The organism is Xanthobacter sp. (assembly GCF_041911315.1).
Lineage (GTDB): Bacteria > Pseudomonadota > Alphaproteobacteria > Rhizobiales > Xanthobacteraceae > Xanthobacter > Xanthobacter aminoxidans.
In genome coordinates this window covers 67,178-80,520 of sequence record NZ_JAYRPE010000012.1, presented here as the reverse complement: position 1 = coordinate 80,520, position 13,343 = coordinate 67,178, and the positions used below count along the sequence as shown (strand labels likewise).

At 69.3% G+C, this 13,343-nt stretch carries 11 protein-coding genes; 8 read left to right on the top strand and 3 right to left on the bottom strand.

Annotated elements, in window-relative coordinates:
• Window positions 1–174: 174 nt before the first annotated feature.
• Both ACE3QW_RS05215 and ACE3QW_RS05210 read right to left on the bottom strand, forming a co-directional pair.
• Window positions 175–1,464: an efflux RND transporter periplasmic adaptor subunit gene (locus ACE3QW_RS05215; protein WP_374250719.1), complete on the bottom strand. Its 1,290-nt coding sequence runs from the start codon at window positions 1,462–1,464 to the stop codon at window positions 175–177.
• Window positions 1,465–1,490: 26 nt separating this feature from the next.
• Window positions 1,491–2,333 carry an alpha/beta hydrolase fold domain-containing protein gene (locus ACE3QW_RS05210; RefSeq protein ID WP_374250717.1) on the bottom strand — a complete coding sequence of 281 codons (843 nt, stop codon included), beginning with the start codon at window positions 2,331–2,333 and terminating at the stop codon, window positions 1,491–1,493.
• A 151-nt stretch (window positions 2,334–2,484) separates the two neighbouring features.
• Here ACE3QW_RS05210 and ACE3QW_RS05205 point away from each other — a divergent pair, with 151 nt between their 5' ends.
• Window positions 2,485–3,405, top strand: coding sequence for a LysR substrate-binding domain-containing protein (locus tag ACE3QW_RS05205; protein WP_374250716.1), 921 nt, complete (start codon window positions 2,485–2,487; stop codon window positions 3,403–3,405).
• Window positions 3,406–3,589: 184 nt separating this feature from the next.
• Here the strand turns inward: ACE3QW_RS05205 and ACE3QW_RS05200 are convergent, their stop codons facing one another.
• The gene (locus ACE3QW_RS05200; protein WP_374250715.1) at window positions 3,590–4,252 is read right to left on the bottom strand and encodes a sulfite oxidase-like oxidoreductase; all 663 of its coding nucleotides are present in this window, start codon (window positions 4,250–4,252) and stop codon (window positions 3,590–3,592) included.
• 120 nt (window positions 4,253–4,372) lie between these two features.
• Between ACE3QW_RS05200 and murB the strand changes: the two genes are divergently transcribed.
• The 7 genes from murB (at window position 4,373) to ACE3QW_RS05165 (ending at window position 13,338) form a co-directional block, all read left to right on the top strand.
• Window positions 4,373–5,332, top strand: a complete 960-nt coding sequence (gene murB, locus ACE3QW_RS05195) for a UDP-N-acetylmuramate dehydrogenase (protein WP_374250713.1) — start codon at window positions 4,373–4,375, stop codon at window positions 5,330–5,332.
• A 106-nt stretch (window positions 5,333–5,438) separates the two neighbouring features.
• Window positions 5,439–6,359 carry a D-alanine--D-alanine ligase gene (locus ACE3QW_RS05190; RefSeq protein ID WP_374250735.1) on the top strand — a complete coding sequence of 307 codons (921 nt, stop codon included), beginning with the start codon at window positions 5,439–5,441 and terminating at the stop codon, window positions 6,357–6,359.
• A 176-nt stretch (window positions 6,360–6,535) separates the two neighbouring features.
• Window positions 6,536–7,354: a cell division protein FtsQ/DivIB gene (locus ACE3QW_RS05185; protein WP_156026279.1), complete on the top strand. Its 819-nt coding sequence runs from the start codon at window positions 6,536–6,538 to the stop codon at window positions 7,352–7,354.
• Entirely contained in the window at window positions 7,351–8,676 is a 1,326-nt protein-coding gene (gene ftsA / locus ACE3QW_RS05180; protein WP_024281276.1) for a cell division protein FtsA, read from the top strand. The genes ACE3QW_RS05185 and ftsA overlap by 4 nt, the downstream gene beginning before the upstream one ends.
• An 85-nt stretch (window positions 8,677–8,761) precedes the next feature.
• Complete coding sequence (gene ftsZ, locus ACE3QW_RS05175) at window positions 8,762–10,546, top strand: cell division protein FtsZ (RefSeq protein ID WP_250167763.1); 1,785 nt, start codon at window positions 8,762–8,764, stop codon at window positions 10,544–10,546.
• Window positions 10,547–11,036: 490 nt separating this feature from the next.
• A complete protein-coding gene (lpxC, locus tag ACE3QW_RS05170; protein WP_024281274.1) occupies window positions 11,037–11,972 on the top strand; it encodes a UDP-3-O-acyl-N-acetylglucosamine deacetylase in 936 nt (311 codons plus the stop codon).
• A 481-nt stretch (window positions 11,973–12,453) separates the two neighbouring features.
• The gene (locus ACE3QW_RS05165) at window positions 12,454–13,338 is read left to right on the top strand and encodes an outer membrane protein assembly factor BamD (RefSeq protein WP_029556465.1); all 885 of its coding nucleotides are present in this window, start codon (window positions 12,454–12,456) and stop codon (window positions 13,336–13,338) included.
• Window positions 13,339–13,343: the final 5 nt, after the last annotated feature.

Here is a 13,343-nt window from a genome sequence, read left to right as displayed (position 1 = left end):
TCCCCGCAGCGGTCTGCGCGCGGGATCGGTCCGGCAATGGGGGTGAGAGGGGCTGCACCGGACGAGGGGGCGTTTACGCCCGGCGCAGCCCTCTCCCGACCCCCTCCGTGCGGGGAGGGGGCGAGGCGAATTCGCTGGAGGCCTTCCCGGTTGACGCCGGGAAGGCGGCTCGTGTCAGTTCGTGCGGGTCGTCGCTGCCTCGCTCACCCGCATGGGAACGGGCTCGGGCGTCACCGCGGCGCCGGGGCGCACCCGGTGCAGGCCGTTGACGACCACGCGCTCGCCAGCCGACAGGCCGTTGGTGACGACGCGCAGGCCGTCCACCGGGGCGCCGAGCGTCACCTCGCGCCACACCGCCTTGTTGGAGGCATCCACCACGAAGACGAACTTCTTGTCCTGGTCGGTGCCCACGGCGCGCTCGCTCACGAGCACGGCGGGCGCGGCCTTGGGCTGGCCCATTTCCAGCCGCACGAACTGGCCGGGCAGGAGCCGCCCGTCCGGATTGGCGAAGCGGGCGCGGACGCGGACCGTGCCGGTGCGCGGATCGACCTGGTTGTCCACCAGCTGCATGACGCCTTCCACCGGCGGCGTGCCGGCGGCGACGGTCATCAGCACCGGGATCTGGTCGAGCCGGTCGGCCACGTCACCGCCGCCGCCGAGGCCGGCAAGGGCACGGGCGACGGTTGCCTCGTCGGCGCTGAAGCTGGCGTAGATGGGATCCACCGAGACGAGGGTTGTGAGGACCGGCGCACCGGGGCCGGCGGCCACGAGGTTGCCCACCGTGATCTCCGACTTGCCGACGCGGCCCGCCACCGGCGCGCGGACCTTGGTGTAGGAGAGATTGAGCTTCGCCGCGGCGAGCTTCGCCTGCGCGGCCCTGAGCCCGGCCTCGGCGGCGCGCTGGCCGTTGAGGCGCTCGTCCAGGGTGCTCTGGGAGAGCGTCTTGGTGGTGAACAGCTTCTCGCCGCGTTCCAGTTCGTTGCGGGCGAGTTCGAGCCGCGACTGGACGGAGGCGACTTGCGCCTCGGCCTCGGCCACGTCGGCCTCATAGGGTTCGGAATCGATGGAGACGAGCAGTTCGCCCTCCCGCACCAACGCACCCTCGCGGAAATGCACCGCCTTGATGGCACCGGCGACGCGGGAGCGCACTTCAACCCGCTCCACCGCCTCCAGACGGCCGGAGAAGGTGTCGAACAGGCGGGTGTCGCGCTGCTCGACGGTGGCCACCGAGACCGGCACGGCCGGCGGAGCCGCCGCCGCCGCAGCGGCGGGCTTGTCGGCGTGGGCGCCGCCCTCCTTGGGCAGGCCATAAAGCACGCCGAACACCGCGAAGAGCGCGGCGGTGCCGAGCAGCAGGGCTTCCCGGAGGCGGGACTTCTTCGCGGCGGGCTTGGTGGCGGCGGACTCAGGGGTGGGGGGCGTGTCGTTCGGGGCGGAAGTCTGGGCGGAAGTCTGGGCGGTCATGGGGGCAGTCCTTGGCGGTCGGTCTGTCAAAGGACGGCCGGATCGGCCTTGAGCCGACCGGACCGTGAAGCGGGACGCGTTGAAACGAAGAAATCGCGGAACAGGTCGCGCATGGCGCCCGTCCAGGCGGCCGGTTTCGGCGCCGGACACGAAATGCTGTCTGGCCATTCGGTCGGCCCCTTCAGGATGTGCACGCAGGTCGGCACACCGGCGGAGGCGAGCGCGTCGGCGTAGCGCCGGCTCTCGTCGCACATGGGACAGTCCTCCGCGCTCACGACCAGAGCCGGCGGCAGGGCGCCGAGCCGGGAGGAGGCGAGGGGCGCGGCATAGGGATGGGCCGCCTTCTCGGGCGAGCCGAGATAGGTCTGCCAGCCGTCCGCCCACTTGCAGCCGCAGCTGCCGGCATCGGCGCGGCGGATGGAGGCGGTGGCGAGGCTGGGGTCGAGCATGGGCGAGACGAGGATCTGCCCGGCGATGGGAGGGGAGCGCTGGTCACGCGCCATCATGGCGAGGCCGGCGGCGAGGTTGCCACCCGATTCCTCCCCGGCGAGATAGAGCGGCGCGCCGCGCCCCGCGAGGGCGGCCCGGCGGCGGTAGACATCGGTGACGGCGGCAAACAGCGCGGTCAGGGCGAAGGGGAAGGGGTGCTCGCAGGCCAGCGGATAATCCGCCGAGACCACCACCGCCCCGGCCGCCGCGAGGATGCCGGAGATATAGGCCCCGCACTCCAGCGTGCCGCCAGTGAAGGCGCCGCCGTGCAGGTGGAAGACGAGCGGTGCCGACCCTTTCTCCGGCCGCGACCCATAGAGCCGCGCCGGCAGCGCGCCGGTCCCGGTCTCGAGGGTGATGGTCTGGCTGGTCGGGGTCATCTGTCTCGTCCTCTTGGGCGGTAAGCCATTCCCCGGCTCTCACGCCCTTGTGCGATGCGGAAACCATATTGGCGATCTAGAAGGGGATAAATCGCCAGTTCGTGAGTTCATTGTTCATGACTGGGAACAATGACGCATTCAAGGGCCTCGCATGGACCAGCTTGCTGCAATGCGCGCATTCACCCGGGTTGTGGAAACGGGCAGCTTCACCCGTTCCGCCGATCTCCTGAGGATGCCGAAGGCGACGCTCACCAAGCATATCCAGACGCTTGAGGGGCACCTGCAGACCCGCCTCCTCAACCGCACCACGCGCCGGGTGACGGTAACGCCGGACGGGGCGGCCTATTACGAGCGGGCGCTCGCCATTCTCCACGACATCGACGAACTGGACGGCTCTCTCTCCTCCGCGCAGGCGGTGCCGCGCGGCAAGCTGCGCATCGACATCTCGCCTTCGCTGGCGACGCGACTGCTGATGCCCGCCTTGCCGGATTTCCTGGAGCGCTATCCCGACATCGCGCTGGACGTGGGTTGCACCGACCGGCCGGTGGACCTCCTGGGCGAAAACGTGGACTGCGTGATCCGTGTCGGCGAGATTCAGGACCCGAACCTCGTGGCGCGGCGCATCGGCGTCCTGCGCTTCGTCACGGCGGCGTCGCCCGGCTATCTCGCGCGCTACGGCACGCCCCGGCATCCCCTCGATTTCGAGGAGACGCACAAGCTCATCCGCTACTTCAGCCAGCAGAGCGGGCGCTACCACCCCTTCGACTTCACGCGCGGCGACGAGGTGGTGGAGCTGACCGGGCGCTACAGCGTCGCCACCAATGACGGCAACGCCTATATCGCCGCCGCGCTGGCCGGGCTCGGCGCGGTCATGTCACCGGTGTTCCAGGTGGAGGAGCACCTCGCCTCGGGGGCGCTGGTGCCCATCCTCACCGACTGGGCGGCCGGAGAGATGCCCATCCACGTGGTCTATCCGCCGAGCCGCCACCTCACCAGCCGGCTGCGCGTGTTCGTGGACTGGGTGGCCGAACTCTTCGCCCGCTCCGAGGTCACCCGCCGTCGGGCGGCGTGAGGGTGGCGCGGTCGGTGTCTTCTTTCCAGCTCCCTTTCTCGCCGTCATCGCCCGCCTTGTGCGGGCGATCCACGGTGGGGCGAGGCGGGTGCTGGACGCCCATCACCGGACGACTGGCGGGGTGGATGGCCCGGACGAGCCGGGCGATGACAGTCCTGCGGGGATCGTTCGGGACGGTAATTCCTCAATCGTCCGAATAGCGCTGCTCGGCCCACGGGTCGCCGCGCATGTGGTAGCCGCGCTCTTCCCAGAAGCCGGCCTTGTCGCGGGCGATGAACTCGATGGCCTTGATCCACTTGGCGCTCTTCCAGAAATAGAGATGCGGCACCACGAGGCGCGCCGGGGCGCCGTGTTCCTGCGTCAGCGGGCGGCCTTCCCAGCTGTGGGCGATGAGGGCGTCCTCGGAGGCGAAATCGGCCAGCAGCAGATTGGTGGTGTAGCCGTCATAGCTGTGCAGCATCACCGCCGTGGCGTGCGGGGCGGGGCGCACGGCTTCCAGCAGGTCGCGGGTCAGCACCCCTTCCCAATTATTGTCGTAGCGCGACCATGTGGTCACGCAGTGGATGTCGCTGAGGCTGCGGCTCTGGGGCAGGGACGAGAAGGCGGCCCAGTCCAGCGAGAGGGCGGTCTCCACCGCGCCGGTCATGTCGAGGCGGAAGGATTCCCGCGTCACCACAGGCTGGAGCCCGAGGTCGAGCACCGGCCAGTCGCGCACCAGATGCTGGCCGGGCGGCAGGCGCTCGGCATCCGGGCGGGCGATGCGGCCGGTGAGGAAGCGGCCTTCCTCGGCCCAGCGTTGCTTGGTGGTGGTGAGCTTGGTGTCGGGGGGAAGCGCGTCTTCGCTCATGGTGGGCAGCTCCAGGCGAACGGAGCCGCATGATGCCACGTCGCCGGCCATCGGGAAATCGCCCGGCTTGCCCTGCCGCCGCATGTGTGGGAGAGGCACGCCCGAAGGACCGGTGACACCATGAGCATGGCCGAGACCAGCGGGGCGGCCCCCGCCGCATTCCCTGATCTTCTGCCCGCCTTGCGGCCGCTCCTGCCGCAGCTGCGCGGCACGCTGAACGCCAATGCGCCGCTCGCCGATTTCACCTGGTTCCGTGTCGGCGGCCCGGCCCAGCTCCTGTTCCTGCCGGCCGATGCCGACGACCTCGCCTATTTTCTGTCCCACATCCCGGCGGACCTTCCGGTCACGGTGATCGGCCTCGGCTCCAACCTCATCGTGCGCGATGGCGGTGTGCCCGGCATCGTGATCCGCCTCGGCCGCGGCTTCACCGACGTGAGCGTCGAGGGCACGCGCATCGTTGCCGGCACCGGCGTGCCGGATGTGAAGGTGGCGCGCGCGGCGGCGGATGCGGGGCTTGCCGGCTTCTCCTTCCTGCGCGGCATCCCCGGCGCCATCGGCGGCGCGTTGCGCATGAACGGCGGCGCCTACGGCGGCGAAACCAAGGACGTGCTGGTGGAGGCCGAGGGCGTCACCCGCGCCGGGCAGAAGGTGCGGTTCACCAATGCGCAGATGGGATTCACCTACCGACATTGCGGCGTGCCTGATGACGTGATTTTCACCCGCGCCACCTTCGAGGGCCGCCCCGGGGATCCCGCGGAGATCGCGGCCGAGATGGCCAAGATCACCGAGAGCCGGGAGGCGACCCAGCCCATCAAGAGCCGCACCGGCGGCTCCACCTTCAAGAACCCGCCGGGGACCAGCGCCTGGAAGCTGGTGGACGCCGCCGGCTGCCGGGGGCTCACCATCGGCCGTGCGCAGGTGTCGGAGCTGCACACCAACTTCCTCATCAATCTCGGCGGCGCCACGGCGGCGGAGATCGAGGGGCTGGGCGAGGAGGTGCGCCGGCGGGTGAAGGACAATTCCGGCGTGACGCTGGAATGGGAGATCAAGCGCATCGGGCTTCCGCTCTCCCCCGCCTGAGCCATTAGCAAAACCTAAAACCGGACCGCGCCATGGTGCTGGCGCAAAGCTGCTCTCTTCAGAGCAGGCGCCGGCGCGCGCCGGTAACGGAACGGGAATGACGTCGATGGCCAAACACGTGGCGGTGCTGATGGGCGGATGGTCCTCCGAGCGGGAGGTCTCGCTCAATTCGGGCGCCGCCTGCGCCGCCGCCCTGGAAGGCGCCGGCTACCGCGTGACGCAGGTCGACGTGGGCCGCGATGTCGCCGAGGTGCTGGCGCGTCTCAAGCCGGACGTGGTGTTCAACGTGCTGCACGGCGCGCCGGGCGAGGACGGCACCATCCAGGGCATCCTCGAAATCCTGCGCATCCCCTACAGCCATTCCGGCGTGCTGGCCTCGGCGCTGGCCATGGACAAGGCTCAGGCGCGCATCATGCTGGCCGCGGCCGGCGTGCCGGTGGCGAAGGGCGGGCTGGTCAGCCGGGCCGCGGCCGCCAAGGCCCATGCCATGGAACGGCCCTACGTGCTGAAGCCCAATACCGGCGGCTCCAGCGTCGGCGTCTTCATCGTGCGCGAGGACCAGGAGCACCCGCCGCAGGAATTGACGCGCGAGGACTGGACCCTCGGTGAAAATCTTCTTGTGGAGGAATTTATTGCCGGGCTCGAGCTGACCTGCGCCGTGATGGGCGACAAAGTCTTCGATGTCATTGAAATCGAATCGACCCAGGCGTTTTACGATTACGAAAGCAAGTATGCACCGGGCGGCTCTCGTCACATCCTTCCCGCGCGCATTTTACCCGAAATTTACCAACGGGTGCAGATGTTAAGCCTCACGGCGCATCGAGCTCTCGGGTGCCGGGGGGTGTCGCGGAGCGATTTTCGCTTCGACCCGTCGAAGGGCGATGCCTCTGGCCTCGTCTGTCTCGAGGTCAACACCCAGCCCGGCATGACGCGGACGTCTCTGGTGCCAGAACTGGCCGCTCACGCGGGCATCTCATTCGGCGAGCTTGTGACATGGATGGTGGAGGACGCGTCGCTGGATCGCTAGGACCCCGCCCCGGCGCGGGCAGGCGACCCCCGCAGCGCCCCGGTGCAGGCTATGGGGCAAGGCCCGATGCCGCGCCCCGCGCCCCGGCGCCGCCCCCTGGGCGGCACAAGCGCCTCGCCATCGATCCCCGGCCCGCCAGCCGCCTCGCGCTTTTCCTGCGCCGTCTGTCGGTGCGCATGTCCACCTCGCGCTTGGGCCGGCGCAGCGCCAGCCTCCTCGCCATCGCGGTGATCGGCGGCTTCTCCGCCTACGGCACGGTGCTCGGCGGCCATGTGGAGGAGGCGAAGGGCATCGCCATCGACGTGGCGGACGCCGCCGGCAACCTCGCCGGCTTCAAGGTGAAGGAAGTCAACATCTCCGGGCACAATCACGTCACGCCCGCGCAGATTCTGGAGACGGCGGGCATCAAGTCCTCCACCTCCATCCTGTTCCTGAACGCGGACGAGATGCGCGCCCGGCTCGAATCGCTGCCGTGGATCGCCAGCGCCAGCGTGCGCAAATTCTATCCCGACCGGATCGAGATCGCGGTCTCCGAGCGCCAGGCCTATGCGCTCTGGCAGATCAACGGCGAGCTCAAGGTGATCGCCCGCGACGGCACGCCCATCGCACCCTATTCGGACGATCCGCGCTACGTGCAGCTGCCCATCGTGGTGGGCGAAGGCGCGCAGAATCATGTGGGCGAGATCGTCGATGTCCTCGCCCGCCTGCCCGCCCTCAAGGAGCAGGTGCGCGCCGCCATCTTCGTCGCGGAGCGACGCTGGACGCTGAAGACGCGCAACGGCATCGACGTGCGCCTGCCGGAAGAGAATCTGGAGGGGGCCCTCGTCGCCCTCATGGACCTCGACCGCGAGAAGAAACTGCTCAGCCGCGACATCACCATCGTCGACCTGCGCCTGCCGGATCGCGTGGTGGTGCGCCAGTCCGACGCTGCCGCCGCCGCCCGTGCCGAAATGCTCAAGGCCCGCGCCAAGTCAAAGAAGGGAGGCCCCGCATGAGGGGACGGCTCGCCCAGGGCTTCGCACCCAAGATGCGCCCGCTGCCGCCGAAGAAGGGCGGCATCGTCGGGGTGCTGGACATCGGCACCAGCAAGGTGGTCTGCGCCATTGCCCGCCTGAAGCCGCGCGGCGCATCGGACGTGCTGACGCGCCGTACCCACGCCATCGACGTGCTCGGCATCGGCCACACCCGTGCCCACGGCATCAAGGGTGGCGCGGTGGTGGACATGGCCAAGGCGGAACTCGCCATCCGCCAGGCGGTGGACATGGCCGAGCGCGCCTCGGGCGTGCAGATCGCCTCGGTGGTGGTCGGCGTTTCCGGCGGCCGGCTTGCCTCCCAGCATTACGAGGCCGCGGTGCGCCTCTCCGCCCCGGCGGTGGAGGAATTCGACATCCGCCGCGTGCTGGAAGCCGCCTCCACCTACGCGGTGGGCGACGGCCGGGCCGTGATGCACGCGCTGCCGGTGGGCTATTCGCTGGATGGCCGGCGCGGCATCGGCGAGCCGTGCGGCATGCTCGGCCGCGAGCTTGGCGCCGACATGCATGTCATCACCGCCGACCTCACCGCGCTGAAGAATCTCGTGCTGTGCGTCGAGCGCTGCCATCTCTCCATCGAGGCCATGGTGGCGGCGCCCTATGCGGCGGCGCTCTCCTCGCTCACCGACGACGAGATGGAGCTGGGCGTCACCCTCATCGACATGGGGGCCGGCACCACCACCTTCTCCATCGTCGCCGGCGGCCATTGTCTCTATGTGGACGGCGTGGCGCTGGGCGGCCAGCACATCACCAACGATGTCGCCCGCGGGATGCCCGCGCGCCTCGCCGATGCCGAGCGCCTGAAGGCGCTGCACGGGGCCGTGGTGGCGGTCTCCTCCGACGACCACGACATGCTGACCGTGCCGCCCTTGTCGGGTGATTCGCGCGACCAGCCGCACATGGTCCCGAAGTCCCGGCTCGTCACCATCGTGAAGCCGCGGGCGGAGGAAATCGTCGAACTGTTGCGCGATCGCCTCAGGGCCTCCGGCCATGCCGGGGATGCCGGCCGGCGCATCGTGCTCACGGGCGGCGCGGCGCAGCTTCAGGGGCTTGCCGATCTCGTGGCGCGGGTCATCGGCCCGCAGGTCAGAATCGGCCGCCCGCTTGGCGTTTCCCGTCTTCCCGAGGCGGCGCGCGGTGCGGCCTTCGCGGTGACGGCAGGTCTTCTCGTCTATCCGCAGGTGGCAGGGCTCGAACACTTCGAGCCGCGCCGGCGGCAGGCGGCAGTGGGCGAGGGACCGGGCTATTTCGGTCGCGTTGGCCGCTGGCTGAAGGACAGCTTTTAGACATGGTTAACGAAAGCTGCCGTAACAAAGAGGTCATCAAGGATTCGCGAGCGGCGGACAGGGCCGATCGGGACGGAGCAATAGCATGACGATCAACCTTCAGATGCCCGACATTCGTGAGCTTCGTCCCCGGATCACGGTGTTCGGTGTGGGCGGCGCCGGCGGCAACGCCGTTAACAACATGATCACCTCCGGGCTCCACGGCGTGGAGTTCGTGGTGGCGAACACCGATGCCCAGGCCCTCGCCCTCACCAAGGCCGAGCGCGTGGTGCAGATGGGCGTGGCGGTGACCGAGGGTCTCGGCGCCGGCTCCCAGCCGGAAGTCGGCCGCGCCGCCGCCGAGGAAGTCATCGACGAGATCCGCGATCACCTGTCCGGCTCGCACATGGTGTTCATCACCGCCGGCATGGGCGGTGGCACCGGCACCGGCGCCGCCCCCGTGGTGGCCCGCGCGGCCCGCGAGCTCGGCATCCTGACCGTCGGCGTGGTGACCAAGCCCTTCCACTTCGAGGGCCAGCGCCGCATGCGCGTCGCCGAGCACGGCATCAGCGAGCTGCAGAAGAGCGTCGACACCCTCATCGTCATCCCGAACCAGAACCTGTTCCGGGTGGCGAACGAGAAGACCACCTTCGCCGACGCCTTCGCCATGGCCGACCAGGTGCTCTACTCGGGCGTCGCCTGCATCACCGACCTGATGGTGAAGGAAGGTCTCATCAACCTCGACTTCGCCGACGTGCGCGCCGTGATGCGCGACATGGGCAAGGCCATGATGGGCACGGGCGAAGCCTCCGGCGACAAGCGCGCCATCCAGGCCGCCGAGGCCGCCATCGCCAACCCGCTGCTGGACGAGACCTCCATGCGCGGCGCCGGCGGGCTGCTGATCTCCATCACCGGCGGCAAGGACATGACCCTGTTCGAGGTGGACGAGGCGGCGACCCGCATCCGCGAGGAAGTGGACCCCGACGCCAACATCATCCTCGGCGCGACCTTCGACGAGATGCTCGACGGCATCATCCGCGTCTCCGTGGTGGCCACCGGCATCGACCCGGCGGTGATCCCCGAGCAGCTGCAGCCGGTCGCCGACCGCTTCCCTGATCTGGGTGGTCGCAAGATCTCCAACGCCGGCCGGGCTGCCGTCGAGGCCACCCGCGAGGCGCAGATCCGCAGCGCCGTGGCCGCGATCCAGGCCGAAGACCTGATCGCCATGGAAGACGCCGCCCAGAAGGGCCAGGCGCCGCAGGCCTATGCGCCCCAGGCCTATGCCCCGCCGGCTCAGTCCCAGCAGGCCCCGGCCGACCGCGCCGTCGCCATCGACGACGTCACCATCCGCACCGCGCCGCCCAAGCCCACCTATTTCGCCGAGCCGGAGCCCGCGCCCCAGCCCGCGCCGATGGTGGAGGACGAGTTCGCCCCCTACATCCCGCCGGCCGGCCAGCGTCCGCGTTCGCCGCGCATGCCCCGCGTCGACGAGCTGCCGCTGCCCGCGCAGAACCAGATCCGCGCCCAGCGGGGCGAGCCGCCGGTGGAGCAGGCCCAGCCGGACAAGAAGCGCATGACGCTGCTGCAGCGCCTCGCCCACGTCGGTCGCCGCGAGGAGCCGGAACCCGAGCCCGCGCGCCGCGAGCAGCCCAGCATGCGCGCTCCCGAGCGCCGTCCCGAGCAGCAGCGTCCCGATCCCCGCGCCGAAGGCCGTGGCGAGCCGCGCGATGCCCGCCCGACCATGCCCCCGCGCGGCGGTGAGCCGCCGGTGTCCGAGTTCGCCAAGCGTCCGCCCATGCGTCCGGCCGCCGAGGTGCCCTCGCGTCCCGGCCCGCACCATGACGACGACCAGCTGGAAATCCCGGCCTTCCTGCGCCGCCAGGCGAACTGAGGTCCGGCGAACGGACGTTCGATGAAAGTTCGGCCGGCACTGGTCTCCCCGGTGCCGGCTGCCGGCCCCCTGCCGCCCTTTTCGCGGCCAATCCGCGGCAACCGATCTGCTCGCCCACGGGCGGCTTCGAGACGCCCGGACCCTGTGGCTTTCGCGCCACATCTCTCCCGATTCGATTGCCCGGGACCCTCCGAACGGCTGTAACAGAGGCCTGTCCGGTGCCCTGAAACTTGCCACTAACTATTTGATAGTTAATCAGAAATTGAGAAAGGGCGTTCGTAACAGAGGGTAAGCAAGCGTGATTTGGCGTCACCCCCCGTGACGACTAGGGTGCACCCATCCTGAGGGACCGACTCGCCGACCGTGTTGACAATTTCTTTGTACAACCGGGGCGAAAGTTGGGACCCAAGGTGAAGGTTTGAGGGAAGGAGTGCGGCAGGCGGGACACACCCGTTAGCCGGAAACTTCCCCGAAACGGGACGCACCAAAGATGCAGACCACTCTGGCTCGCGAAATCGCACTCAAGGGTGTCGGCGTTCACGCCGGGGTCGAAGCGACCATCACCCTGAAGCCCGCGTCCGCGAACACTGGTGTCGTCTTCATCCGCTCCTTCGCCGATCAGGCGCCCCGCAAGGCCACCGTCAGCCGCCGTTCCGTTCAGGCCACCGACCTCGCCACCGTTCTCGGCGATCGCTCCGGCGCCCTTGTCTCCACCGTCGAACACGTCCTCGCGGCCCTGAGCGGCCTCGGCGTGGACAATGCCACGGTCGAGATCGACGGCCCCGAAGTTCCGATCCTCGACGGCAGCGCGGGCGATTTTGTGGCCGCCATCGACGCCGCCGGCGTCACCGAAGTGCGCGGCCGCCGCAAGTTCCTCAAGGTGCTCAAGCCCGTCCGCGTCGAGAACGGCGCGTCCTTCGGTGAGCTTCTGCCCTACGAAGCCGGTTTCCGCCTCGAGGTGGAGATCGAGTTCGGCCACGATCTGATCGGCCGCCAGCGCTTCGCCGCCACCATGTCTCCGGCCGTGTTCCGCCGCGAACTGGCGCCCGCCCGTACCTTCGGCTTCCTCAGGGATGTGGAGCGCCTGCGCTCTGCCGGCTACGCCCGCGGCGCCGCCCTTGAGAACACTGTCTGCCTCGACGAGAGCGGCGTGCTGAACCCCGAGGGTCTGCGCTTCTCCGACGAGTTCGTCCGCCACAAGGCGCTCGACGCGGTGGGCGACCTTGCCCTCGCCGGCATGCCCCTGCTGGCCCGCTACCGCTCCTTCCGCGGCGGCCACAAGCTGAACTTCCAGGTGGTGGACGCCCTGCTTGCCGACCGCGCCAACTATGCCCTCGTCGAGGCTCCGGTCCGGCCCGTCCGCGACACCGTGGGCGCCGAGATGGGCGTCTCCAGCCCGGTTCCGGTGTTCGCCCCGGAAATCTGATCTTCCAGTCGGGTCTTCTTCATCCTGAAGCTGCGGCGCCCCCTCGGGCGCCGCTTCTGTTTTGGCCTGGGCCGGTCGCCTCGGCCCGGAGGGCGAGGCCGGCCGCGCGCTTGCGAAGTCTTAACCCCGTTCCGATTTAGATGCCGCTCGCCCTCGCGCAGCGTGAGCCGGCGTGGCGGGGCGGCCACACTCTCGCCGCCGAAGGCACGCGCGAGCGCTCGCCGCCACATTGCCGACTGAAAGCACCGATAGCGCGGAGGGGCTGTTTTCCTGCCGTGGCCATGGGCGCGGGGGTCGAGGTATTCCGGACGCGCGCAGGCAGTGCCTGCCGTGGCCCGAAATGGGGGGAAACGAGCAGGGAGCGTGTCGAGGAGTGGGGCGGATGTGCCCGGCTGGCGGTGTGCCGGCCGTGCGGTTTTCCCCGGCGCGATCCTTCGGTTACAAGCGGCGCCTTGAGGCGCGGGACGGAAGCTGAACCGTGATGCGATTCTTGAACGATGTCCTGCCCATGCGCGCCCTCCTGCGTGGTGCCGCGCTGACGGCTGCGCTCGTGCGCGGCGGGATGCTGGTGCTTGCCGTGGCCATGGGTCTCCTCGTCTCCGGCTGCGCCAGCGACAAGGACGACACCATTCCCCCCGACGAGCCGGCCGAGAAGATCTACAATGAAGGCCTGACCCTGCTGCGCCGGCAGGAGCCGGAAAAGGCGGCCAAGCGCTTCGAGGATGTGGACAGAACCCACCCCTATTCGGAATGGGCGCGCAAGGCGCTGCTCATGACCACCTATTCCTATTTCGAGGCGGGCAAGTACGACGAGGCGATCGGCGTCGGAAAGCGCTACATTGCGCTCTACCCGGGCTCGGCCGACGCCGCCTACGCCCAGTATCTCGTCGCTTCGGCGCTCTACGAGAACATTCCCGACATCACCCGCGACCAGCGCAAGACGCGCCAGGCCCTCGACGCGCTCGAGAACGTGGTGCGCAAGTATCCCAACACCGAGTACGCCGCCACCGCCAAGCGGAAGATCGAGGTCGCCCGCGACCAGCTCGCCGGCAAGGAGATGGCCATCGGCCGCTACTATCTGGAGCAGCGCAACTACACGGGCGCCATCAACCGCTTCAAGGTGGTCGTGACCCAGTACCAGACGACCCGGCAGGTGGAGGAAGCCCTCTATCGCCTCACCGAGTGCTACATGGCCATGGGCATCGTCGGCGAGGCGCAGACGGCCGCGGCCGTGCTTGGCTATAACTTCCCCGACAGCTCGTGGTATAAGGACGCCTACAAGCTGGTTCAGTCCGGAGGGGCCGAGCCGCAGGAGAACAAGGCGTCCTGGATCAGCCAGGCGTTCAAGAAGATGGGGCTTGGCTGATATTC